Origin of the sequence: Streptomyces sp. NEAU-sy36 (assembly GCF_013423905.1) — a bacterium.
GTDB lineage: Bacteria > Actinomycetota > Actinomycetes > Streptomycetales > Streptomycetaceae > Streptomyces > Streptomyces misionensis.
In genome coordinates this window covers 2,154,175-2,177,545 of sequence record NZ_CP058977.1, presented here as the reverse complement: position 1 = coordinate 2,177,545, position 23,371 = coordinate 2,154,175, and the positions used below count along the sequence as shown (strand labels likewise).

The window sequence follows — 23,371 nt, the reverse complement described above, 5'->3', positions numbered from 1 at the left end:
GGCCTACAGGGGCGTGACGTAGGCGCCCGCGATCCCGCCGTCCACCAGGAAGTCGGTGGCGTTGACGAAGGAGGAGTCGTCGCTGGCCAGGAAGGCGACGGCGGCGGCGATCTCCTCGGCCTCGGCGAACCGGCCCACCGGGATGTGCACGAGCCGGCGGGCGGCCCGCTCCGGGTCCTTGGCGAACAGCTCCCGCAGCAGCGGGGTGTTGACGGGCCCGGGGCACAGGGCGTTGACCCGGATGCCCTCCCGCGCGAACTGCACGCCCAGTTCGCGGGACATGGCGAGCACGCCGCCCTTGGAGGCGGTGTAGGAGATCTGGGAGGTGGCCGCGCCCATCCGGGCCACGAAGGACGCGGTGTTGATGATGGAGCCCTTGCCCTGGCGGCGCATGTACGGGATGGCGGCCTTGCAGCACAGGTAGACGGAGGTGAGGTTGACCTCCTGGACGCGCTTCCAGGCCTCCAGGCCGGTCTCCAGGATGGAGTCGTCGTCGGGCGGCGAGATGCCCGCGTTGTTGAAGGCCACGTCGACGCTGCCGTAGGTGTCGTAGGCGGTCTCGAACAGCGCCTCGACCTGCTCGGGGTCGGTGACGTCGGTCCTGACGAAGAGCCCGCCGACCTCCTCGGCGGCGGCCTTGCCCCGGGGTTCGTCCACGTCCGCGCAGACGACGTGGGCGCCCTCGGCGGCGAGCCGGCGGGCGGTGGCGAGGCCGATGCCGCTGCCGGCTCCGGTCACGACGGCGGTACGGCCGACCAGTCGGCGGCAGACACTGTTGTCGGTCACTGTGCGGGGCCCTCCGTGCTGATGAAGACGTTCTTGGTCTCGGTGAAGGCGGTCAGGGCGTCGGGGCCGAGTTCGCGGCCGACGCCGGACTGCCGGTAGCCGCCGAACGGGGTCCAGTAGCGGACGCTGGAATGGGAGTTGACGGACAGGTTGCCCGCGCGCACGGCCTGCGAGACGCGCAGCGCGCGGCCGAGGTCGCGCGTCCACACGGAACCGGACAGCCCGTAGGGGGTGTCGTTGGCGAGGCGGACCGCGTCCTGTTCGTCGGTGAAGGGGAGCAGCACGGCGACGGGTCCGAAGATCTCCTCGCGGGCGGCCGGGCTGTCGTGCCGCTCCCCCGTCAGGACGGTCGGCGGGAACCAGAAGCCGGGTCCGTCGGGGGCCCCGCCGCGCAGGGCGGGGGCGCCGTCGGGGACGTACGACCGTACGCGGTCGCGCTGCGCGGCGGAGATCAGCGGGCCCATCTGGGTCTTCTCGTCGGCCGGGTCACCGACGACGACGGCGGCGAGCGCGTCGGCGAGGAACGCGCGGGCCTCGTCGAGCACCGTCTCCTGGACGAGGATCCGGGTGCGGGCGCAGCAGTCCTGTCCGGAGTTGTCCAGGAAGGAGAACGGGTCGAGGGCGGTCTTCAGGTCGGCGTCGGCGAAGACGACGTTGGGGCTCTTGCCACCGAGTTCCAGGGTGACCGGCTTGACGAGCCGCGCGCAGCGCTCCATGACCTCGCGACCGGTGCGGGTGGACCCGGTGAAGACGATCTTGGCCACGTCCGGGTGGTCCACCAGTGCGCGTCCGGCGATGTGCCCGTGGCCCGGCAGCACCTGGAAGAGGTGCTCGGGCAGCCCCGCCTCCAGGGCGAGCGCGGCCAGCCGCAGGGCGGTGAGCGGGGTGGTCTCGGCGGGCTTGAGGACGACGGCGTTGCCCGCGGCGAGCGCCGGGAAGGATCCCCAGGCGGCGATCGGCATGGGGAAGTTCCAGGGGGCGATCACGCCGACCACGCCCAGGGGCTCCTGGAAGGTGACGTCCCAGCCGCCGGGTACCGGGATCTGCTTGCCGAGCAGGCGTTCGGCGCCGCCGGCCGCGTAGTGCAGCAGGTCGCGGGCGTTGCCGGCCTCCCAGCGGGCGTTGCCGAGGGTGTGGCCGGCCTCGCGGACCTCCAGGCGGGCCAGTTCCTCGGTGTGCGCGTCGACGGTGTCGGCGAAGCGGCGCAGCAGCCGCGCCCGGTCGGCGGGGGCGAGCGCGGCCCAGCCGGTCTGGGCGCGGACGGCCCGTGCGACGGCGGCGGCCACGTCGTGCTCGCTCGCGGCCGCGACGGTGGCGACGACCTCCTCGGTGGCGGGGTTGAGGATCTGCAACTCGTCTGCGTCGGACACGGCTCGACCTTTCACGGGCTGGCTCACAGGCGTTCGAAGGAGCGGCGCAGCTCCCAGTCGGTGACCGCGGCGTCGAAGGCCGCCAGTTCGACGCGGGCCATGTTGCGGTAGTGGGCCACGACCTCCTCGCCGAAGGCGGCCTCGGCGATGGCGCTGCGCTCCCACCGTTCGGCGGCCTCGCGCAGGGTGGCCGGGACGTGGTCGAAGTCCGCGGCGTAGGCGTTGCCGGCGCAGGGCTCGGGGAGTTCGAGCTTGTGCTCCACGCCGTGCAGCCCCGCGGCGACCAGTCCGGCGACCGCGAGATAGGGGTTGACGTCGCCGCCGGGGAGGCGGTTCTCGAAGCGCAGGGAGCGGCCGTGGCCGACCACGCGCAGGGCACAGGTGCGGTTGTCGTGGCCCCAGGCGACGGCGGTGGGGGCGAAGGAGCCCGGCTGGAACCGTTTGTAGGAGTTGATGTTGGGGGCGTAGAGCAGGGAGAAGTCGCTCAGCGCGGCCAGCTGTCCGGCGAGGAAGTGCCGCATCAGCTCGGACATCCCCTCGGGCCCGGCCAGGGCGTTGGTGCCGTCGGCGTCGGTGAGCGAGAGGTGGATGTGGCAGGAGTTGCCCTCGCGCTCGTTGTACTTGGCCATGAAGGTGATCGAGACGCCCTCCTGGGCCGCGATCTCCTTGGCGCCGGTCTTGTACAGCGCGTGCTGGTCGCAGGTGGTGAGGGCCTCGTCGTAGCGGAAGGCGATCTCGTGCTGGCCGGGGTTGCACTCGCCCTTGGCGGACTCGACGGTGAGGCCCGCGCCCGCCATGTCGTTGCGCAGCCGGCGCAGCAGGGGTTCGACGCGGCCGGTGCCGAGGATGGAGTAGTCGACGTTGTACTGGTTGGCGGGTGTCAGACCCCGGTAACCGGCGTCCCACGCCTCCTCGTAGCTGTCCTTGAAGACGATGAACTCCAGCTCGGTGCCGACCTGCGCGGTGTAGCCGAGGGCGGCGAGCCGGTCGAGCTGGCGGCGCAGGATCTGGCGTGGGGCGGCGGCGACCGGGGTGCCGTCGTGCCAGGCGAGGTCGGCGACGAGCAGGGCGGTGCCGGGGTGCCAGGGGATGCGGCGCAGGGTGGCGGGGTCGGGGCGCATGGCGAAGTCGCCGTAGCCGCGCTCCCAGGACGACATGGCATAGCCGTCGACGGTGTTCATCTCGGTGTCGACGGCGAGGAGGTAGTTGCAGCCCTCGGAGCCGTGCTCCAGGACCTCGTCCAGGAAGAAGCGGGCGGCGAACCGCTTGCCCTGCAGGCGCCCTTGCATGTCGGGGAAGGCCAGGACGACGGTGTCGATCTCACCGCTCGCCACCAGGGCGTGCAGCTCCTCGACGGAGAGCGGGGCGGTGCGGTCTGCCACGGAGAGCCTCCTTCGGCGCCTACGCGCTTCTTCGGCCGGGCCGGGGAGCCATAAGGTATTGCCCGGAACCATTGCTTGGGAAGGGGGCGCGGGCGGATGTCGCCGGGGACGGAGCGGCAGGGGGCGGGCGACCGGCTCGCCGCGGTGCTGCGGCCGGTGCGGGCGGGCAACGGCTTCGAGGAGGCGCTGGAGCAGATCCTCCAGGTGGTACGGCTCGGACTGGTGCCGGGCGGCGGGCGGCTGCCGGCCGAACGGGAGCTGGCGGAGCGCCTCGGGATCAGCCGGGTGACGCTGCGCGAGGTGCTGAAGGTGCTCCAGGACCAGGGGCTGGTCGAGGCGCGGCGCGGCCGGTACGGCGGAACGTTCGTGCTGCCGCGCGCGGACGCGGGCGGCGAGGACGAACTGCGGCGGCGGATCGCCGCGGTGGACGTCGAGGACGTGCTGCGCTTCCGCGAGGTGCTGGAGGTGGGGGCGGCCGGGCTGTGCGCGGCGCACGGGCTGACGGACGAGCGGGCGGCACGGCTGCGGGAGGCGCTGGCGGGCACGCACGACGCGCCGCTGGCCGACTACCGGCGCCGGGACACCCTGCTCCACCTGACCCTGGCCGAGCTGTGCGGGTCCCCCTCGCTGACCGCGCAGTACGCGGCGGTGCGGGCCACGGTCAACGAGCTGCTGGACTGCATCCCGCTGCTGGTGCGCAACCTGGAGCACTCCCAGCGGCAGCACACCGCGCTGGTGGAGGCGGTGCTGGACGGGGACGCGGACGGAGCGCGGGAGATGATGCGGGAGCACTGCGCGGGCACGGCGGCGCTGCTGCGGGGTTTCCTGACCTGACCCGCTTCTGCAAAGGTACGGCTGTGAACCTTTCTGTTCCGTTGATCGGTGTGAGCACGTATCTGGAGACCGGGACCCGGTGGGGGGTCTGGGAGCTGGAGGCGGCGCTGCTGCCGGCCGGGTATCCGCGGCTGGTGCAGCGGGCCGGGGGCCTGGCGTGCATGCTGCCGCCGGACTCGCCCGAGCTGGCCCCGGCGGCGGTGGCCCGGCTGGACGGGCTGGTCGTCGCGGGCGGCCCGGACGTGGACCCGGCCCGCTACGGCGCCGCCCGCGACCCCCGTACGGGCCCGCCGGCCACGGCCCGGGACGCGTGGGAACTCGCCCTGATCGACGCCGCGCTGGCCTCCGGCACGCCGCTGCTGGGGATCTGCCGGGGCATGCAGCTGCTGAACGTGGCGCTCGGCGGGACGCTGGTGCAGCACGTGGAGGGGCACGCGGAGGCGGTGGGCGTCTTCGGCAGCCACACGGTCACACCCGTGCCGGGCACGCGCTACGCCGAGATCGCCCCGGCCGCGACGACCGTCCCCACCTACCACCACCAGTGCGTCTCCCGTCTCGGCCGGGGCCTCGTGCCCTCGGCCCACGCGGAGGACGGCACGGTGGAAGCGGTCGAACTGCCGACGGACCGGGGCTGGGCCCTGGGCGTGCAGTGGCATCCGGAGATGGGCGAGGACACGCGGGTGATGCGGGCGTTGGTCACGGCCGCGGGGTGCTGCCGCGGGCTGAGCGGGGGACCGCAGCGGGCTGAGCGGGGGGCCGAAGCGGGCTGAGACGGCGTGACGGTGCGGGTCCGTCGTGGCCGGGCGCGCAAGTTCCCCGCCCCCCCACACAGAACCGCCCTGCACGCCGGTTGCACGGTGCCGTCACCGCCGACCGGGCGACGTGCCGTCGCACGCGCGGGCTCGTCGCGGCTGGGCGCGCGGTTCCCCGCGCCCCTCCGGGAACCGCCGTTGCCGTCGGCTGCATGGGGCCGTCGCCACCAGCGGGCCGACGCGCCGCCGCACGTGCCGGCTTGTCATGGCCGAGCGCGCCGCGCCCCTCAGGGAACCGCTCTCGCCGTCGGCTGCATAACGCCGTCACCGTCAGCGGGCCGACGCGCCGCCACACGTGCCGGCTCGCCATGGCCGAGCGCGCCGCGCCCCTCAGGGAATCGCCGCGCTCTTCGCGCTCAGGCGCGCGTCAGGGACAGCAGGTCCCTGGCCGGGCCCGCGGGACGATGGCCCGTGGGCCAGACGGCGCGCAGGTCGCGGGAGAGGGAGACGCCGTCCACCGGGATGGCCACCAGCCGGCGCAGCGCCAGTTCCTCCCGCACCGCCAGTTCGCTCAGCACCGACGGTCCCGCCCCGCTCACCGCCGACGCCTTCACCGCCGTCGTCGAGGACAGCTCGATGAGCGGACGCGCGAGCCCCCCGAGCGCGGCGTCCAGCACCTGCCGCGTCCCCGAACCCCGCTCGCGCAGGATCAGCGGGGTCGCCGCCAGTTCCTCGGCCGCCAGCGGCCGCCGCCGACGGGCCCACGGGTGCCCCGGTGCCGTCACGACGATCAGCCGGTCGTGCCCGATCACCGCCGCGTCCAGTCCCGCGGGGACGGACAGCCCCTCCACGAAGCCGAGGTCCGCCTCCCCGCCCAGCAGCAGTTCCGCCACCCGCGCCGAGTTGCCGGCCAGCAGCGACACCGCCGTGTCGGGCCGCTCGGCGTGCAGCGCGAGCAGCCAGCCCGGCAGCAGGTACTCGGCGATGGTCATGCTCGCCGCCACCCGCAGCCGCGAGTCCCGCCGGTCCCGCAGCGCCCGCGCCCCCGCGTCGAACGCGGCCGCCGCCTCCACCACCCGCCGCGCCCAGTCCGTCACCAGCACCCCGGCGTCCGTGAGCCGCGACCCCCGGGGCGAGCGGTCCACCAGGGCCACCCCCAGCTGCCGCTCCATCGACCGGATCCGGCTGCTCGCGGCCGGCTGGGTGACACCGACCTCCCGGGCCGCCGCGCCGAGACTGCCCAGCCGCGCCACCGCCAGCAGCAGTTCCAGCGCCGCCAGATCGGGCACCCGGTGCGCCAACGACCCGGTGCCCTCCTGCCGCCCGTCCTGTCCCTCCGCCTTGCTCATAAGACCAGTTTATGTCCCCATAGAAGCAAACTCCCTGGTCAGGGGAGAATCCCGACGGCACGGTAAATGCCATGGTCACCGCTGCCCCGCCCCTTCCCGCCGCCCGCGCGCCCCGCGCCGTCCGGGTCCGCCACCTCGGTCCCAACTGGTACGCCTCCGTCATGGGCACCGCCGCCGTCGGCACGGCCGGCACCGCGCTGCCGGTGGCGCTGCCGGCCGGCCTGCACACGGTCCTCGCGGCCGTCTGGGCGCTGTCCCTGCTGATGCTGGTGACCCTGCTGGTGGCCCGCACCCTGCACTGGGTCCACCACCGCGACCAGGCCCGCGCCCATCTCCTCGACCCGGCCATGGCCCCGTTCTACGGCTGTCTGTCCATGGCCATGCTCGCGGTGGGCGGCGGCGCGCCGACCGCCGGGCGCGACTGGCTCGGCACCGGCACCGCCGTCGCCCTGGACACCGTGCTGTACACCGCCGGTACGGCGGTCGGACTGTGGGCGGCCGTGGCGGTGCCGTACCTGATGTCCGTGCGGCACCGCATCGAGCCCTCCCAGGCCTCCCCGGTGTGGCTGCTGCCGCTGGTCGCGCCGATGGTGTCGGCCGCGCTCGGCCCGCAGCTCGTCCCGCACCTGCCGCCCGGCCAGCCCCGCGCGACCCTGCTGCTGGCCTGTCTCGCGATGTTCGGGCTGAGTCTGTTCGCCACCCTGGTGATGCTGCCGCTGGTCCTCTTCCGGCTGATCACCGCCGGCCCGCTGCCGCTCGCGCTCACGCCGACCCTGTTCCTGGTCCTCGGCCCGCTCGGGCAGTCCACCACCGCCGTCGGCTCGATCGCGAACGCCGCGCCGGGTGTCGTACCGGCCTCGTACGCGCGCGGCCTCGACGTGTTCTCCGTGCTGTACGGGGTGCCCGTGACGGGCTTCGCGCTGATGTGGCTGGCGCTGGCCGTCGCACACCTGGTGCGGGCCCGGCGCCAGGGCATGGGCTTCGCGATGACCTGGTGGGCCTGCACCTTCCCGGTGGGCACTTGTGTCACCGGCGCGGCGGCCCTCGCCCGGCACACCGGCCTGACCGGCTACCAGGCGCTGTCCGTCGCGCTGTACGTGCTGCTGGTCGTGGCGTGGCTGGCGGCGGGTACCGGCACCGTGCGCGGGCTGCTCAGCGGCGAGCTGCTCGCAGGGCCTCGGCCAGCACCCGCGGCGCCCGCGCCAGAGACGGCCCGTACCACGTCAGGTGCCGCCCGCTGACCAGGGCGCAGGCCAGACCGGGAAAGGCATCGGGGCCGTCGTCCGCGGTGAAGCGGTAGGGCTCGTCGGGGAGCACCACCACGTCCGGGGCGGCGGCCCGCAGCTCGTCCAGGGGGACGCGGGGGTAGCGCTCGGCGTGCCCCGCGTACAGGTGGTGCACGCCGAGGCGGGCCAGTACGTCCCCCGCGAAGGTGTCCCGGCCGACCACCATCCAGGGGCGGCGCCACACCGGTACGACGGCGGTCCTGCGCTCCGCGGGCTCGGGCAGCGCGGTCCACTCCGCCTCGGCCTCGCGCAGCCAGCCGGGGCGCTCGGGGGCACCGCAGGCCGCCAGGACCCGGGCCAGCTCCGTGAAGGCGTCCGGGACCGTGCGCACCTCGGTGACCAGCACATCGAGACCCGCCGCGCGCAGCGCGTCGAGGTCGGGGACGCGGTTCTCCTCCTCGTTGGCCACGACCAGGTCGGGTGCCAGCTCGACGATCCGCTCGACCTTGGGGTTCTTGGTCCCGCCGATCCGTACGACGTCCAGGTCCGCCGGATGGCTGCACCAGTCGGTGGCCCCGACGAGCGCGCCGGGCAGCGTCTCGGCGACGGCCTCGGTGAGGGACGGGACGAGGGAGACGACGCGCTTCACCGGGACCGGTCCTGCACGGCCTCGATGTGTTCGGCCACCGCCACCACGACGACCCGGGTGTCCGGCACGGTCGCCCGCCAGCGGTGCCGGACGCCGCCGGTGAGGTACAGGGTGTCACCGCGGCCGAGGCGGTAGGCCCGGCCCTCGGCCTCGATCTCGACCGCGCCCTCGACGATGTACATCAACTCGTCGTTGCGGTGCTGGAACTCGCGGCCGGCGTCGTGGTCGCCGAGGAACTCGGAGGCGTGCAGCTGGTGGTGGCCGCGGACCAGGGAGCGGGTGCGGGGCGCGAAGTCGCCCTCGGCCACGGGCTCGGCGCGCACCACGTCCACGGTGGCCGCGGGGTCCGCCGCGGCGAGGAGTTCGACGGCCGTGGTGCGCAGCGCGTCGGCCAGTTTCTCCAGGGAGGTGCGGCTGGGGCGGGCCCGGTCGTTCTCCACCTGGCTGAGGAAGGGCACGGACAGGCCGGTGCGCTCGGCCACGACCGCGAGGGTCAGCTCCAGCGCACGGCGCCGCCGCCGGACCGCCGCGCCCACCCGTACGGGCTGCTGCTCTTTGTGGTCGCCCATCGCTCCGGCTCCCTCCCTCGCTCGTCGTCCGTTCGTCCTGCCTCGGGTACCGGGTGCCCGCTGCGGGGCTCCCGATGGCTTCACTGCACCCTACGCATGTTCGGCAAACGGTTTCATGCGCGTGTCACATCCCCTGCTCGCCATGGACCCCTTACCCTCCCGGTTCACGCCAGTGTCGGGGGCTCCGCGGGGGTCCCCCGATGCTTCCTCCCTGGGGATGAACATGTCCAGCAGCCAGAGTCATCACGCTGGGTGATTGGCCGGATTCTTGCCGTAGGGGAAACGGGTGCTTTCCCCTACGGAAAGCGCCGCGAGGGGCGGCCGGCTCCGTACTCCCGTCGTCGTACGGTGCCGGCCGCCCCTCGGGTGGCGGTCCGGTGCGGTCAGGTCACCCGGCCGCCTGGCTCTGGGCGTGGTCGCCGGTGACCGGCGCCCACTTGTCCACCAGGCCGGGGTTGTCGCGCAGCCAGGCGCGGACGGCGTCCTGCTCCTTGCCCTTGCCGGCCTGCTGGATCCGCGCCTCCAGGCCGGTGAGCTGCTTCTCGGTCATGGAGAAGTCCTTCAGCCAGCGCTCGACCTGCGGGTTGTCGTCGGCGAATCCCTTGCGGGACAGGGCGTGCACCCCGTCGCCCTTGCCCCAGGCGCCCTTGGGGTCCTTGAGCTTCTTCAGGTCGTAGCCGCTGTAGGCCCAGTGCGGGGACCACAGGGTGACCAGGACCGGCTCCTTCCTGGCGTAGGCGCGCTTGAGCTCGGCGAGCATGGCCGGGGTGGAGCCGTCGATCACCTGGTAGGTGCCGTCGAGGCCGTACTCCTTGAGGACCTTGCTCTTGAGCAGGCTCATCTCGCCGGCGCTCGGCTCGATGCCGACGATCTTCCCGCCGAACTCGGAGGCGTGTGCCTTGAGGTCCGCGAGCGAGTCGACGTCCTTCACGTAGGAGGGGACGGTCAGCTCCAGGGACGTGGGTCCGTACCAGCTGCCGAGGTCGTCCAGCTGCTTGCCGTACTTCTTCCAGTACTCGGCGTGGGTGGTGGGCAGCCAGGAGTCGGTCTCGAAGTCGATCTGCCCGGTGGCGAGCCCGGTGTAGAGGGGGCCGGCCGCGTACTGCGTGGTGGTCACCTTGAAGCCGCGTTCCTGGAGGATCTCCTTCCACAGGAAGGTGGAGGCGATCCCCTCGTCCCAGGGGATGTAGCCGATCTTGATTTCCTTGCCCTTGCCGATGTCGGTGCCGGAGGCCTCGGAGCTGCCGCCGGTGGAGCCGAAGACCCCGAGCCCGCCGGCGACGAGCGCGAGGACGACGACACCGGCGACCGCGACGGCCGGGTGCGGGCGGTAGGACCAGGCGCGGCGGGGCGCCTTGGCGGCGGCCCGGCGGCCCAGCGGGGACAGCTGGGTGCCCAGGGCGCCGGTGATGCGGTCCAGGTAGATGGCGAGGACGACGATGCCGACGCCCGCCTCGAAGCCGTAGCCGATGTCGAGCTGGCCGATGGCCTCGTTGACGGCGCCGCCGAGGCCGCCGGTGCCGACCATGCCGGCGATGACGACCATGGACAGGCCCAGCATGATCACCTGGTTGACGCCGGCCATGATGGTCGGCAGGGCGAGCGGCAGCTGGACGCGCCACAGGATGTCGCGCGGGGTGGTGCCGAACGCCTCGGCGGCCTCGACCAGTTCCGCGTCGACCTGGCGGATGCCGAGTTCGGTCATGCGGACGCCGGGGGCGAGCGCGAAGATCAGGGTGGCGACGACGCCGGCCGCGGTGCCCAGCCCGAAGAAGAGCATGGCCGGGATCAGCAGGACCATCGACGGCATCGTCTGGAGCAGGTCCAGGACGGGCCGTACGGCGGCGCCGACCGCCTTGGAGCGGGCCGCCCAGATGCCCAGCGGGATCGAGATCACCAGGGCGATCACGGTGGCGACGAGGACCAGGGCGAGCGTGGACATCGCCTGGTCCCAGAGCTGGAGCGAGTCCACCAGGGCGAAGCCGGCGAACGCGAGGACGCCGGCGCTCAGGCCGCGCAGCCACCAGGCGATGACGGCGAGGATGCCTGCCATCAGCAGCGGCGCGGGGGCGGCGAGCACCGCGTCGATGCCGTCGTACATGCCCTCCATGACGGCCTTGACGGCGTCGAAGAGCCAGGAGAGGTGGTCGACCAGCCAGTTCACACCGGAGTCGACCCAGTCGCCGAGGGGGAGCCTAGGCACGGGCGGTCACCTTCTTCCCGTCCTTGCCGTGGCCGCCGCAGGCGGCCGGTTCACCCTGTTCGTCGCCGAGGAAGCCCACCAGGCGCTGCCGGGGCACGACCCCGACGAGGGAACGGCCGGCGCCGAGCACGGCGACCGGGTGGCCCACCCGGGCGCTGATCGCGCACAGCTCGGTGAACGGCGTCTCGGGCGTCGCCGTCTCGCAGTCGCAGTCGGCCTCGTCGCCGCGCACGTCGGTGTCCATCACGGCCACCGCGGTGAGCACCCGGGAGCGGTCGACGTCCTGGATGAAGGAGGCCACGTAGTCGTTGGCCGGGCGCAGCAGGATGTCCTCGGCGGTGCCGGTCTGCACGATCCGGCCGTCGCGCATGACGGCGATGCGGTCGCCCAGGCGCATGGCCTCGTTGAGGTCGTGGGTGATGAAGACGATGGTCTTCTTCAGGGTCTTCTGGAGCTGGAGCAGCTGGTCCTGCATGTCGCGGCGGATCAGCGGGTCCAGGGCGCTGAACGACTCGTCCATGAGCAGCAGGTCGGCGTCGGTGGCGAGGGCGCGGGCGAGGCCGACGCGCTGCTGCATGCCGCCGGACAGCTCGTCGGGCCAGGACTTCTCCCAGCCGGCCAGGCCGCACAGGGCGAGCGCCTCGTCGGCGCGGCGCTCGCGCTCGGCGCGGGGCACGCCCTGCACTTCCAGGCCGTAGGCGGCGTTGTCGCGGACGCTGCGGTGCGGGAACAGCGCGAAGTGCTGGAAGACCATGCTGATCTTCCTGGAGCGCAGCTCGCGCAGTCCGCGGTCGCTCAGCGCGGTCAGTTCCTCGCCGTCGAAGCGCACGCTGCCGGCGGTCGGCTCCAGCAGACCGTTGAGCATCCGCAGCAGGGTGGACTTGCCGGAGCCCGACAGACCCATGACGACGAAGATCTCACCCGCCTCGACACGGAAGGAGGCGTCGATCACGGCGGCCGTGGTGCCGTCGGCGCGCAGCTCCTCCCGGTCGGCGCCCTTCCGCAGGCGCTCCACTGCGTCGTCCGGTCGTCTGCCGAACACCTTGAACAGGTGTTCCGCCTCAAGCCTGGCTTGCACGCGTACCTCTTGTCTCGGGAACAGGGACAGGGGAGCGGCGGGCCGCCGACCGTCGAAAACCAGCCGACAGTTGAAATGAGCAACCACTCCGCTCCATGGCGGCGCTGCTTCCCAGGTCAAACGGAAGCAAACTCACAAGTGGCCGGGCTCACCGCATTGCGCAACGCGCAACGCGTTCCCGGACGAAAGGCGGGCGAAGGTGACTGTCGGTGGCGTGCGGCATGATGCGAGCGTGACCGGACGACTGATGCTGCTCGACACCGCCTCGCTCTACTTCCGCGCCTACTTCGGCGTCCCCGACTCCGTGAAGGCACCGGACGGCACCCCGGTGAACGCGGTGCGCGGACTGCTGGACTTCATCGACCGGCTGGTCCGGGACCACCGGCCGGACCACCTGGTGGCCTGCATGGACGCCGACTGGCGGCCGAAGTGGCGGGTCGAGCTGATCCCCACCTACAAGGCGCACCGGGTCGCCGAGGAGCACACCGGCGCGCCGGACGCGGAGGAGGTCCCGGACACCCTCGCCCCGCAGGTGCCCGTCATCGAGGCCGTACTGGACGCCATCGGCATCGCCCGGGTCGGCGTCCCGGACTACGAGGCGGACGACGTGATCGGCACATTCACCGGGCGCGCCACCGGCCCGGTCGACATCGTCACCGGCGACCGCGACCTCTACCAGCTGGTGGACGACGCCCGCGGGGTGCGCGTGCTGTACCCGATCAAGGGTGTGGGCACCCTCCAGATCACCGACGAATCGGTGCTGCGCGAGAAGTACGGGGTGGACGGACGGGGGTACGCGGATCTGGCGCTGCTGCGCGGCGACCCGAGCGACGGCCTGCCGGGCGTGGCCGGGATCGGCGAGAAGACGGCCGCCAGGCTGCTCGCCGAGTTCGGCGACCTGGCCGGGATCATGGCCGCGGTGGACGACCCCAGGGCCCGGCTCACGCCGTCGCAGCGGCGGCGGCTCACCGAGGCCCGGCCGTACGTCGCGGTGGCGCCGAAGGTGGTGCGGGTGGCCGGTGACGTGCCGCTGCCCGAGGTGGACACCGCGCTGCCGCGCGCCCCGCGCGATCCGGCGGGCCTGCAGGAGCTGGCGGCCCGGTGGGGTCTGGGCGGCTCGCTGCAACGGCTGCTGGACACGCTGGGCGGGTGAGCCGGGGCCCACGGGATCGGCAATATTCCAGCAAAGGGCGGACGTTGAACAACGAAGGAAGATCCGGGCCGAGGGAGGAAATGTTAGCTTAGGTATACCTAACCAATCCGCAGGAGGCCGTGATGGCAGAGCGTCCGGAACGAAAGCCGCGCAAGGTCCACACCGCCCGGGTGGTACGCACCGAGCGGCTCACCCCGCACATGCAGCGCGTGGTGCTGGGCGGCGAGGGTCTGGCCGGGTTCGCGGCGGACACCTGCACCGACCACTATGTGAAGCTGCTGTTCGGTCCGGCCGGAGTGGTCTACCCGGAGCCCTTCGACCTGGAGCGGATCCGCGCCGAGTTCCCGCGCGAGCAGTGGCCGGTGACCCGGACCTACACCGTGCGCGGCTGGGACGCGGGACACCGCGAGCTGACCCTGGACTTCGTGATCCACGGCGACGAGGGCCTGGCCGGCCCCTGGGCGCTGCGGGCACGCCCCGGCGACACCCTGCGCTTCATGGGCCCCGGCGGCGCCTACGCGCCCGACACGGACGCCGACTGGCATCTGCTCGCCGGTGACGAGAGCGCGCTGCCCGCGATCGCCCGTGCGTTGGAGTCCCTGCCCCCCGGGGCCCTGGCACACGCCTTCGTTGAGGTGTCCGGGCCCGAGGAGGAGCAGAAGATCGACTCCCCGGCCGAGATCGTCTGGCTGCACCGCGGGGATCGCCCGGTCGGCGCGGCCCTGCTGGAGGCCGTACGGGAACTGGAGTTCCCCGAGGGCCGGCTGCACGCGTTCGTGCACGGCGAGGCCGGCTTCGTGAAGGAGCTGCGCCGGATGCTGCGGGTGGAGCGGCAGATCCCGCGCCAGGACCTGTCGATCTCCGGCTACTGGCGGCTCGGCCACAACGAGGACGGCTGGCAGGCCTCCAAGCGGGAGTGGAACGCCCGGATCGAGGCCGAGCAGGAGGACGGCGGCGCGGCGGCGGCCTGAGCGCAGCCGCCGCCCCGGCCGGCCGCCACCGCCGCCCCGGGCGGCTGCTGGGCGGCCCCGCCCGCGGCGGCCGGTTCGTCCGTACGGCGCCGGTCGCCCTCTCGCGGCGTCAGTCGCCGACTGCCGTGCGTCCTGGGCGGCGCGCCCGGCGGCATCCGCGCGCGGCTGAGGCGGCGGGGGCCCGGATCACCGCCGACCCGGCCGGCGCGGGCGGGTGCCGCGGCGCCCGGGGCGCGCCGCTACCGGCCCCCGGCACGGCCCTTCACCCGAGCGACCGCGCCGCCGTCACTCGGCGGGGAGCGCGTCCAGGAGTGTCCGCGCCGTCCTCAGCTCCTTGCCGTCGGCCTCGTCGCCGAGCGCGAGGGCCTCCAGCAGGCGGGAGCGGGCCTCCGCCGCCTCCCCCAGCTCGATCAGGGCCTGCCCCAGCGACACCAGCGCGTACCCCGCTCCGTTGGTCAGACCGATGCGGTGGGCCTCGTCCACGGCATCGCGGTAGTGGCCCGCGGCCTCCCGCCAGCGGCCCAGCGCCGCGTAGTCGAGACCGATCGCGTAGATCGTGTTGGCGCGGATGACGTCGGCGATGAACTCGCTCACCGGGCAGTCGGGCGCGTCGAGGAAGGCGATGACGCGCCGGTCCTGGTGCAGGGCTTCCTCGGCGCGGCCTGCGGAGCGCAGGGAGACCGCGTAGCTCGCCACGGCGTTCAGCCAGACCTCGGGATCGCCGGCCCCGTCCGCCAGGTGGATGGCGGCGAGGGACTTCTCGGCGGCCTCCTCGGCCTCGCCGAGCTTGCGGTGCGCGTTCGCCGCGTGCGCCAGCGCCGAGGCCTGCTGGGTGACGTCCTCGGCGCGGCGGGCGCAGTCCAGTGCCTCCCCCGCCCGTTCGAGGGCCTCGCGGTGGCGGTGCTCGCAGGTGTTCAGGGCCCAGGCGTGGCAGTTGAGGTGGAAGGCCCGCAGATACGGGTCGTCGAGCGCGGCGGCGGCCTCGCTCGACAGCCGGAACACCTCGGGCCAGTGCCCCCAGAAGAGCCACAGGTCGCAGAACCACTCCATGGCGCCTGCGGTCTCCACGACCCGGCCGTGCTCGCCCCGGCGGGCGGCGCCGTGCAGCGCGGCGAGCCAGGCCGGGGCCTCGTCCTGGAGCCAGGCGCGGGCCTGCTCGGCACTCTCCAGCGGGACCAGGCCCTGCCAGGAGGACGGCGGTGCCCCGTACCCGGGTTTGTACCAGCGGCCGGCCACCACGGCCGTCTCCAGCAGCCAGGTGCGCAGCCGGTCCTCGGCCGCTTCCCGCTCACCGGGCCCCTCCGGGCCTGCGGGCCGGGTACGGGCGAACAGCCGCAGCAGGTCGTGCAGTTGGTAGCGGCCGGTGAAGGTGGCCTGGAGCAGCCCGGCCTCGACCAGTTCCTCCATGACGTCCTCGGCTTCGAAGACGCCGGTGGCGGTCAGGGCGGCGCCGTAGGCCGCGGTCATGTCCGGCGCCGGGACCAGGCTCAGCAGCCGCAGCATCCGGGCGGCCTCCCCGGTCAACTGCCGGTACGACAGCTCGAACGCCGCCTCCACCCGCACGTCCCCGGCCGCGAGCGCGCCCAGGCGGCGTTCCTCGTCGGCCAGCCGCCGGACCAGGTGGGCCACGCTCCACGCCGACCGCACCGTCAGCCAGTTCCCGGCCACCCGCAGCGCCAGCGGAAGGTGCCCGCACAGCTCCGCCACCCGTCCCACGGCGTCGATCTCCGCGTCCGCCCGCCGCTCGCCCAGGATCCGCCGCAGCAGCTCGACCGCCTCGGCCCGCGCCATCTCGGACAGCGCCAGCCGGTCGACGTTCTCCAGACCGCTCAGCGGCCGCCGGCTGGTGACCAGCACCAGGCTCCGCCCGCCGGCGGGCAGCAGCGGGCGCACCTGTCCCTCGTCCCGGGCGTTGTCCAGCACCACCAGACACCGGCGCTCGCCCAGCAGGGCGCGCAGCAGACCCGCGCGCCCGGCCGTGTCCTCCTGCGTCAGCCTGCGGTCCGACACCCCCAGTGCCTTCAACAGCTTCAGCAGCGCCTCGCCCGTGTCCATGGGGCCCTCCACGCCGTGCAGGTCCACCACGAAACAGCCGCCGGGGAACTCCTGGGCCAGGTCCGCTGCGGCTTTGAGGGCCAGCGTCGTCTTCCCGCACCCCGGCGGGCCCGAGATGACCGACACCGACGTGCCCTCGCCGGTGCCCGCCCGCGCCGCGGCGTCCCGCAGCCGCGCCAGTTCGCGGTCGCGTCCGGTGAAGTCCCCCACCGACCGCGGCGGTACGGCCGTCCCCGTCCCCGCCGCCGGGCGGGTCGCACGCGCCGTCCGTGCCGCCCGCGCGGCCGCCAGCAGCGCCTCCCGCTCCGCTTCGCCGAGCCCCAGCCCCTCCGCCAGCGCCATCGCGGTGCGCCGCTGCGGGACGCGGCTGCGCCCCCGCTCCATGTCACCGATCGCCCGGACGCTCACCCCCGACGCCTCGGCCAACTCCTCGATGGTCAGACGGCGTCGCTGCCGCTGACCGCGCAGGACGACTCCGAACGGCTCCCCGGACACCGGCCACTCCTTCGTTCTCCCTGCCGGAGCCTACGAGGGGCGGTAACCCGTCCACGAGCACGTCCAGCCCAGGGGACGACGGTAACAATCCCGGCGCCCTGCCCGGGCGGCGGAGCGTGGGCGGGCCGCACCCGTCCCCGCCGCCTCGCCGGGATTCGCGGAACCGTGGCCGGGGCCCCGGCGGACGGTCAGTCCCCCCGCACCCGCGCGTGCAGATGCATGTCGTGCCAGCCGTCGGGGTGGAGGAAGGCGCTGCGCCGGATGCCCTCGGGGGCGTAACCGGCCTTGCGGGCGACGCGGCAGGAGGCCTCGTTGGCGGTGGAGTGCATCAGCTCCAGCCGGTGGAAGCCGATCTCCTCGAACGCCCAGCGGGTCAGGGCCGTGGCCGCCCGCGCGGCCACGCCCCGGCCACGGGCCCGCGCCACCGTCCAGTAGGCGATCTCCGCCGTCCCGTCGCCCAGTTCGATCTGCCGCAGCGCGACCCTGCCCAGCAGCGCGTCGCCGTCCGCCTCCGCGACCGCCCACTGCGCCTGGTTCTCCCCCTCCCACAGCTCCTGCCACTCGGTGATCCAGCCGGCCGCCTCCGCCTCGGACTCACAGGACTTGCCGTGGAAGCGGTGCATCAGCGGATCCTGGAACGCCGCGTACACGGCGGGCGCGTCCTCGGCCCGCCAGGGGCGCAGGACGAGGCCGTCGCCGGCGATGGCGGGCTGGGGGGCACGGGCGAGAGCGCCGGCGGGCAGCACTGGGCTGGTGAGAAAGGGCATGGCCCCATACTGCCGCCGTGCGGCGCCCGTCACCCAGCGGTTTCGCCCCGCCCCCGCCTCGTACCCTTGACCGGGTGAGACGCCGTACGCCGCCCCCGCCCGCCCCGCTCCCCCAGCGCGACGGCGTGGACCCCGTGCGGGTGCGGCTGCCCGCGGACGGAACGTGGCCCACCGTGCGGGAGCACCTGGTGGAGCGGCTCACGGGCGCGGCGCCCGGCATGGTGGAGGCGATGTTCCACGCCGGGCGGATCGTCGGCGCCGACGGACGGGCGGTGCCGCCGGACGCGCCGTACCGGCCGGGGATGTTCGTGTGGTTCCACCGCGACCTGCCCGCCGAGACCCCGGTGCCGTTCCCGGTCACCGTGGTGTACCGGGACGCGCACATCGTCGTCGCCGACAAACCGCACTTCCTGGCCACCACCCCGCGCGGCAGCCATGTCACCCAGACGGCCCTGGCCCGGCTCCGCCACGAGCTGGGCATCCCGACGCTGACGGCCGCGCACCGGCTGGACCGGCTCACCGCCGGTCTGGTGCTGTTCACGGTACGGCCCGAGGAACGCGGCGCGTACCAGACGCTGTTCCGGGACCGGCGGGTGCGCAAGGAGTACGAGGCCGTCGCCCCGTACGACGCCTCGCTCGCGCTGCCCCGGACGGTGCGCAGCCGGATCGTGAAGGAGCGCGGGGCGCTTGCCGCCCGGGAGGTCGAGGGCGAGCCCAACGCGGAGACCAGGGTGGAGCTGCTGGAGCGGCGGGAGGGGCTCGGCCGCTACCGCCTCCTGCCGCGCACCGGCCAGACCCATCAGCTGCGGGTGCATCTGAACGCGCTCGGAGTGCCCATCCTCGGCGACCCGCTCTACCCGGTGGTGGCCGGCCCGGTGCCGGCCGGCGACTTCCGGCGCCCGCTGCAACTGCTCGCGCGGGCGCTTGAGTTCACCGATCCGGTCACCGGCGTGGAGCACGCCTTCACCAGCGGGCGCGCCCTGGCGGCCTGGTCCGGCACCGGCTGGGCGTGACCGGCCGGCTCACTCGCCGCGCCACCAGCGCAGCAGCCGCTGCCAGGGTCCCTTCGGCGGCGGCACGGGGGCCGGTGTCACCGGCCGGGCGGGCGGCACGGCGGCGGGCAGTGCCGCGGCCGGCCGGGGCCGCGGGGCGGGCGGCATGAGGTCGGCGGGCAGGCCGGGGGTGTAGGCCCGGGGCGGCAGGTCGGTGTCCGCCTGCGGCTTGGGCTCGAAGCGCACCGGCAGTGCCACCAGGTGCCGGGAGGCGATCGAGGACCGCCAGCGCAAGTCGCTTTCCGCGCAGTCGAGTTGGACGTCGGGCAGCCGGGTGAGCAGGGCGTCGACGCCGACGTCGGCGATGGCCCGCCCGATGTCCTGCCCCGGGCACTCGTGCGGGCCGCCGCCGAAGGCGAGGTGCGAGCGGTTGCCCTGCATGCTCGCGGACAGGTCGGGCCGCACCCGCGGGTCGATGTTGCCCGGCGCGGGCGCGAACAGCAGTCCGTCGCCCTTGCTGATGCGCTGCCCGCCCAGCTCGGTGTCCTGCTTGGCGTAGTAGCCGAAAACGGTGCTGAACGGCGGCTCGTCCCACAGCGACTGCTCGATCGCCTCGGGCACGGTCATCTGCCCGCCGCTCAGCCGGGCGCGGAACCCGGGCTCCGTCAGGACCATGCGCAGCGCGTTGGCGAGCAGGTTGGCGGTGGCCTCGTAGGACGCGAACAGGACGAGCCGCAGGTGTTCGCGGACCTCGTCGTCGCTGAGCCCGGCCCCGTGGGTGACGAGGTGGCTGGTGAAGTCGTCCTCGGGCCGGGCGCGGCGGCGCATGGTGAGCCGGTTCAGCGCGTCCATGACGTAGGCGTGGCTCTGGTTGGCGGTCTCGGTGCCCTTCAGGGCGTCCCGCGCGGCCTGCACCATCCGGTCGTTGTACTCCTCGGGCATGCCGAGGATCTCGCACAGCACCGCCATCGGCAGGTGTTCGGCGAACTGCGCGACCAGATCGGCCCGGCCCCGCTCGCAGAAGCCGTTGACCAGGCGCTGGGTGTGGCCGCCGATGTGCCGGCGGACGCTGCGGTGGTCGATGGTGCCCATGGCGGAGGTGACCGCGTTGCGCAGCCGCAGGTGCTCGTCGCCCTCGACATGGGAGCAGATGGGCTGCCAGGCGATGTGCGGCATCAGCGGGTGGTCGGGTTTGACCCGGCCGTCCAGCAGCGGCGTCCAGATCCGGCTGTCGCGGGTGTACTGCGAGGGGCTGCGCACCACCTGGAGGTTCTCGGCGTGCCCGAGCACCACCCACATCGGCACGTCGTCGTGGAGCAGCACGGGGGCGACCGGGCCGTACTGCTCGCGCAGCCGCTCGTAGAGGTCGTCCAGGTCCTCGGCGCCGGGGCCGTAGAGCCGGTGTGCTCCGCCGGGGCCCGGGCCGTGCGCGGGGCAGCCGGGGGGCGGGCCGGGGAGGGTGTCGGGCGTGCCGGTCGGCAACTGGGGTTCAGACGTCACGGTGTTCGCTCCGGAACGGGAAAAGGGCGGGTCAGACGAGGGCGCCGGAGAGGGCGAGCGAGTGCAGGAAGCGCATCAGGGTGAGCAGCACGTCCTTGCTGGAGGCCCGGCGGCGCACATCGCACTCGACGATCGGGATCTCGGGGGTGAGGTCGAGCGCGGCGCGCAGCTCCTCGATGGGGTAACGAGGGGCGTCCGGGAAGGAGTTGACGGCGACGACGAAGGGCACGCCGCGTTCCTCCAGCCGCCCCATGACGTCGAAGCTGACCTCCAGGCGCCGGGTGTCGACGAGGACGACCGCGCCGAGCGCACCCTCGAACAGGCCGTTCCACAGGAACCAGAAGCGCTCCTGGCCGGGGGTGCCGAACAGGTAGAGCACGAGTTTGCCGGTGATGCCGATCCGGCCGAAGTCCATGGCGACGGTGGTGGCCGTCTTGGTCTCGGAGCCGTAGTCGTCGTCGATCCCGATGCCGGCCTGCGTCATGGTCTCCTCGGTGGTCAGCGGTCTGATCTCGCTGACGGAGCCGACCATGGTGGTCTTGCCGACGCCGAAGCCGCCCACGATGACGATCTTCACCGCGGTCTGGGTGGTGTGCGGCAGCTGGTCCTCGGTGCGCGGGCCGGGGATCGTGTCAGAGCCTTTGAAGTCCATGCATCACCGCTTCGAGGAGGGAACGATCGGGGGCCGCCCGGCGGACGACCGGGGCGCGCGCCTGCACCAGTTCGGCCGTGATCATCTCCGTGATCAGTACCGTCATCGCGCTGAACGGCAGGGAGAGATAGGCCGACAGCTCGGCCAGCGACAGCGGGGCCGCGCACAGTTCGAGCACCGCCGTGTGCTCGGGGGACGCGCCGGGCGGGGGTGTGCCGCGGGCGACGATCAGGGTCACCAGGTCGAGTTCGGCGCGGCCGCCGTCCGCGGTCCCGGTGACGGCGTAGAGCCGCTCGGGGTTCCCGGGCGGGGGCTGGCCGCCCGGGGTGCCGTGCGGGAGCGGGCCGTCCGGGATCTCGGACGGCGGCGCGGGTGACGGGGTGGGTGGGGGCGGCGGGCCCGGCCGACGCCGGGTGCGTCGTGGAGGGGTCATACGGTCTGCCCGTCCCGCCGGGGCGGACTGGTGAGGTGGGCGCCGATCCGGACGACGAGGTCGCGCATCATGCCGCTCATCCGGCCCGGTTCGCAGGTGACGTCGGCGAGCACGGCGAGGTAGGCGTTGGCGCCGGCGTTCATCAGGTAGAAGTAGCCGCCCTCGATCTCCACGACGACGACCTTCATCTCACCGGCGCCGGGGATCTCCTGGATGATGGCGCCGGCCAGGCTCTGCAGACCCGCGCAGGCGGCGGCGACCCGGTCGGCGGCGTCGGGCTCGCCGCCGTAGCGGGCGATGCGCAGGCCGTCGGAGGAGAGCACCACGATCATCTGGATGCCGGGTACTCCGTCGTTGAGCTGCTTGAGCATCCAGTCGAAGTTGCCTCGCTGCTGGATCACCGGGTGGTCCCCTCGTCGTCGGCCTCGGTGGGGGCGGCCGCGTCATCGATCAGGTGCAGGTACTTGGTCGGGTGGAGCGTGAAGTCGGTCAGCTCCGGCGCGGTGGCGCCCTCGGGCATGCCCTTGCGCAGTCCGTCGAAGAAGTCGTCGATCCACATGCCCGGCGGGCGGTCGATCAGCTTCTTGCGCTCGGGGTCCGGCTCCGGCTCCGGGTCGGGCTCCTGCCTGGTCTGCGACCAGATGGTGGGGCGGCCCTCGCGCTCGGCCCGCTCGATGGCCGCCTCCTCGGCCCAGCGCCGGCTCAGCGGGACCTTCACCCGGCTGCGGCGCTGCGGCAGGCCGCCCGCGGTCCACTCGGTGACCTCGGGGACGTCGTCCTCCATGGAGATCCCGGCGGGGATCTTGGGGCTGGTGGGGCGGCGCTTCTTGGGGCGGCGCCTGGGGCCCTCGACGGCGCCGAGTTCGGGCATCGGGATGCCGGTCGCGCCGATGCCGTGGGCGACGCCGACACCGGGCTCGGTGGTGGTCATCACGCGCGGCACGATGAGGATCGCGCGCAGACCGCCGTAGGCGGAGGTGCGCAGCGAGACCTCCATGTCGAACTGCTTGCAGAGCCGGCCGACGACGGCGAGGCCGAGGCGCGGGTTGTCGCCGAGGTTGTGCGCGTCGTCGCCGTTCTTGGCGTCCTCGATCATCTTCTCGATGCGGATCCGGGACTCCTCGTTGAGGCTGACCCCGGCGTCCTCGATCTCGATGACGATGCCGGTCTGCACCTCGACGGCGGTGACGTGCACCTTGGTGGTCGGCGGCGAGTAGCGGGTGGCGTTGTCGAAGAGCTCGGCCGCGGCGTGGATGACCGGTTCGACGGCGGTGCCCTTGATGTTGATGTTGCAGATGGACGCCAGGTGGATGCGGTGGTAGTCCAGGATCCTGGACATGGCGCCGCGCAGGGTGCTGTAGAGGGAGACCGGCAGCGGCCACTGGCGGCCGGGGCGGCCGCCGCCGAGGACGCCGATGGTGTCGGCGAGCCGGCCGATCAGCGAGCTGCCGTGGTCCAGGCGCAGCAGGTCGTCGAAGACCTCGGGGTTGCGGCCGTGGTCCTCCTCCATCTCCCTCAGTTCCACGGCCTGTTGGTGCACGATGGCCTGCACGCGGCGGGCGATGCTGACGAAGGAGCGCTCGGTGGCGATCCGCATGGTGATCTCGTGGTCGGCGCCGCGCAGCGCGACGCGCACCATCTCCCGGTAGGCGTCGGGCAGGACGCGCAGCTCGGGGTCGGCGTCATAGACGTTCGTGAGCACGTCGCGGAGCATCTCGCCGCGGGACAGCCGGGCGAACGCCCAGGGCAGGACGTCGGTGGCGAAGCGGTGGATCAGGACGTCGTGGTCGGCGAGCCGCTCCTGCAGGTGCACGGTGTCGCGGGCGTGCGCGGCCTGTTCCGCGCGCAGCAGGCGGCCGCGCCGGGCGGCCTCGGCCCCGGTGACGAGCACCAGCAGCAGGGCCAGGGCGGCGCACAGGCCGACGGCGGCCCGGGCCTCGCCGGGCACCAGGGCGACGGCGCCCGCGCCTGCCGCGGCCATCACCATGGCCGGCGGCAACAGGACCCGGGCGTACGGACGTTCACGGCGACCGGGCGGCTTCTGAACACTCACCATGGATGCCTTCTGGGACGGATCGGCTGGGGATGGATCGGCTGGGTGTCGGGAGAGTCGTCGGGGGGAAGATTCATGGAAAGGACGGGATCTTCTCCGTAA

General features: G+C 73.6%; 21 protein-coding genes. 6 read left to right on the top strand and 15 right to left on the bottom strand.

Annotation, left to right across the window (positions count from 1 at the left end; translation table 11 throughout):
* Positions 1–3: 3 nt before the first annotated feature.
* Genes HZZ00_RS09920 through HZZ00_RS09910 form a run of 3 tightly spaced genes read right to left on the bottom strand, consistent with a single transcriptional unit; the run spans position 4 to position 3,538 of the window.
* Complete coding sequence (locus tag HZZ00_RS09920; RefSeq protein WP_180331849.1) at positions 4–786, bottom strand: 3-oxoacyl-ACP reductase; 783 nt, start codon at positions 784–786, stop codon at positions 4–6.
* Positions 783–2,156, bottom strand: a complete 1,374-nt coding sequence (locus HZZ00_RS09915; RefSeq protein ID WP_180331848.1) for an aldehyde dehydrogenase — start codon at positions 2,154–2,156, stop codon at positions 783–785. Before HZZ00_RS09915 ends, HZZ00_RS09920 begins: the two co-directional genes overlap by 4 nt.
* Positions 2,157–2,179: 23 nt before the next feature.
* Positions 2,180–3,538 (bottom strand): glutamine synthetase family protein, encoded by a 1,359-nt coding sequence (locus HZZ00_RS09910; protein WP_180331847.1) that lies wholly within the window; start codon positions 3,536–3,538, stop codon positions 2,180–2,182.
* 96 nt (positions 3,539–3,634) lie between these two features.
* On the opposite strand from HZZ00_RS09910, the gene HZZ00_RS09905 reads away from it, so the two are divergent.
* Complete coding sequence (locus HZZ00_RS09905; RefSeq protein WP_180331846.1) at positions 3,635–4,372, top strand: FadR/GntR family transcriptional regulator; 738 nt, start codon at positions 3,635–3,637, stop codon at positions 4,370–4,372.
* Positions 4,373–4,413: 41 nt separating this feature from the next.
* Complete coding sequence (locus HZZ00_RS09900) at positions 4,414–5,142, top strand: gamma-glutamyl-gamma-aminobutyrate hydrolase family protein (protein WP_180333445.1); 729 nt, start codon at positions 4,414–4,416, stop codon at positions 5,140–5,142.
* A gap of 398 nt (positions 5,143–5,540) precedes the next feature.
* Here HZZ00_RS09900 and HZZ00_RS09895 read toward each other — a convergent pair whose 3' ends face one another.
* Positions 5,541–6,473, bottom strand: coding sequence for a LysR family transcriptional regulator (locus tag HZZ00_RS09895; protein ID WP_070030220.1), 933 nt, complete (start codon positions 6,471–6,473; stop codon positions 5,541–5,543).
* Positions 6,474–6,544: 71 nt separating this feature from the next.
* Here HZZ00_RS09895 and HZZ00_RS09890 point away from each other — a divergent pair, with 71 nt between their 5' ends.
* Entirely contained in the window at positions 6,545–7,714 is a 1,170-nt protein-coding gene (locus HZZ00_RS09890) for a TDT family transporter (RefSeq protein WP_180331845.1), read from the top strand.
* Here HZZ00_RS09890 and HZZ00_RS09885 read toward each other — a convergent pair.
* The 4 genes from HZZ00_RS09885 to HZZ00_RS09870 form a co-directional block, all read right to left on the bottom strand.
* Complete coding sequence (locus HZZ00_RS09885) at positions 7,626–8,348, bottom strand: helical backbone metal receptor (RefSeq protein ID WP_180331844.1); 723 nt, start codon at positions 8,346–8,348, stop codon at positions 7,626–7,628. The genes HZZ00_RS09890 and HZZ00_RS09885 overlap by 89 nt on opposite strands.
* A complete protein-coding gene (locus HZZ00_RS09880) occupies positions 8,345–8,917 on the bottom strand; it encodes a helix-turn-helix domain-containing protein (protein ID WP_180331843.1) in 573 nt (190 codons plus the stop codon). The genes HZZ00_RS09885 and HZZ00_RS09880 overlap by 4 nt, the downstream gene beginning before the upstream one ends.
* A 388-nt stretch (positions 8,918–9,305) precedes the next feature.
* Entirely contained in the window at positions 9,306–11,120 is a 1,815-nt protein-coding gene (locus HZZ00_RS09875; RefSeq protein WP_180331842.1) for an ABC transporter permease/substrate binding protein, read from the bottom strand.
* Positions 11,113–12,198 carry a glycine betaine/L-proline ABC transporter ATP-binding protein gene (locus HZZ00_RS09870; RefSeq protein ID WP_180331841.1) on the bottom strand — a complete coding sequence of 362 codons (1,086 nt, stop codon included), beginning with the start codon at positions 12,196–12,198 and terminating at the stop codon, positions 11,113–11,115. Before HZZ00_RS09870 ends, HZZ00_RS09875 begins: the two co-directional genes overlap by 8 nt.
* 232 nt (positions 12,199–12,430) lie before the next feature.
* Here HZZ00_RS09870 and HZZ00_RS09865 point away from each other — a divergent pair, with 232 nt between their 5' ends.
* Positions 12,431–13,351 carry a 5'-3' exonuclease gene (locus tag HZZ00_RS09865; RefSeq protein ID WP_257585727.1) on the top strand — a complete coding sequence of 307 codons (921 nt, stop codon included), beginning with the start codon at positions 12,431–12,433 and terminating at the stop codon, positions 13,349–13,351.
* 122 nt (positions 13,352–13,473) lie between these two features.
* Entirely contained in the window at positions 13,474–14,322 is an 849-nt protein-coding gene (locus HZZ00_RS09860) for a siderophore-interacting protein (protein ID WP_180331840.1), read from the top strand.
* 285 nt (positions 14,323–14,607) lie between these two features.
* On the opposite strand, the gene HZZ00_RS09855 is transcribed toward HZZ00_RS09860, so the two are convergent.
* Complete coding sequence (locus HZZ00_RS09855) at positions 14,608–16,872, bottom strand: NB-ARC domain-containing protein (RefSeq protein WP_180331839.1); 2,265 nt, start codon at positions 16,870–16,872, stop codon at positions 14,608–14,610.
* A 188-nt stretch (positions 16,873–17,060) separates the two neighbouring features.
* Positions 17,061–17,639 carry a GNAT family N-acetyltransferase gene (locus HZZ00_RS09850; protein WP_180331838.1) on the bottom strand — a complete coding sequence of 193 codons (579 nt, stop codon included), beginning with the start codon at positions 17,637–17,639 and terminating at the stop codon, positions 17,061–17,063.
* 74 nt (positions 17,640–17,713) lie between these two features.
* Between HZZ00_RS09850 and HZZ00_RS09845 the strand changes: the two genes are divergently transcribed.
* Positions 17,714–18,652 carry an RluA family pseudouridine synthase gene (locus HZZ00_RS09845; RefSeq protein WP_180331837.1) on the top strand — a complete coding sequence of 313 codons (939 nt, stop codon included), beginning with the start codon at positions 17,714–17,716 and terminating at the stop codon, positions 18,650–18,652.
* Positions 18,653–18,661: 9 nt separating this feature from the next.
* On the opposite strand, the gene HZZ00_RS09840 is transcribed toward HZZ00_RS09845, so the two are convergent.
* The 5 genes from HZZ00_RS09840 to HZZ00_RS09820 are packed head-to-tail and all read right to left on the bottom strand — an operon-like array spanning position 18,662 to position 23,272.
* Positions 18,662–20,131: a cytochrome P450 gene (locus tag HZZ00_RS09840; RefSeq protein ID WP_180331836.1), complete on the bottom strand. Its 1,470-nt coding sequence runs from the start codon at positions 20,129–20,131 to the stop codon at positions 18,662–18,664.
* Positions 20,132–20,162: 31 nt separating this feature from the next.
* Complete coding sequence (locus HZZ00_RS09835) at positions 20,163–20,783, bottom strand: ATP/GTP-binding protein (RefSeq protein ID WP_180331835.1); 621 nt, start codon at positions 20,781–20,783, stop codon at positions 20,163–20,165.
* A complete protein-coding gene (locus HZZ00_RS09830; protein ID WP_180331834.1) occupies positions 20,764–21,216 on the bottom strand; it encodes a DUF742 domain-containing protein in 453 nt (150 codons plus the stop codon). Before HZZ00_RS09830 ends, HZZ00_RS09835 begins: the two co-directional genes overlap by 20 nt.
* A complete protein-coding gene (locus HZZ00_RS09825) occupies positions 21,213–21,617 on the bottom strand; it encodes a roadblock/LC7 domain-containing protein (RefSeq protein WP_146463736.1) in 405 nt (134 codons plus the stop codon). The genes HZZ00_RS09830 and HZZ00_RS09825 overlap by 4 nt, the downstream gene beginning before the upstream one ends.
* Entirely contained in the window at positions 21,614–23,272 is a 1,659-nt protein-coding gene (locus tag HZZ00_RS09820; protein WP_257585726.1) for an ATP-binding protein, read from the bottom strand. Before HZZ00_RS09820 ends, HZZ00_RS09825 begins: the two co-directional genes overlap by 4 nt.
* Positions 23,273–23,371: the final 99 nt, after the last annotated feature.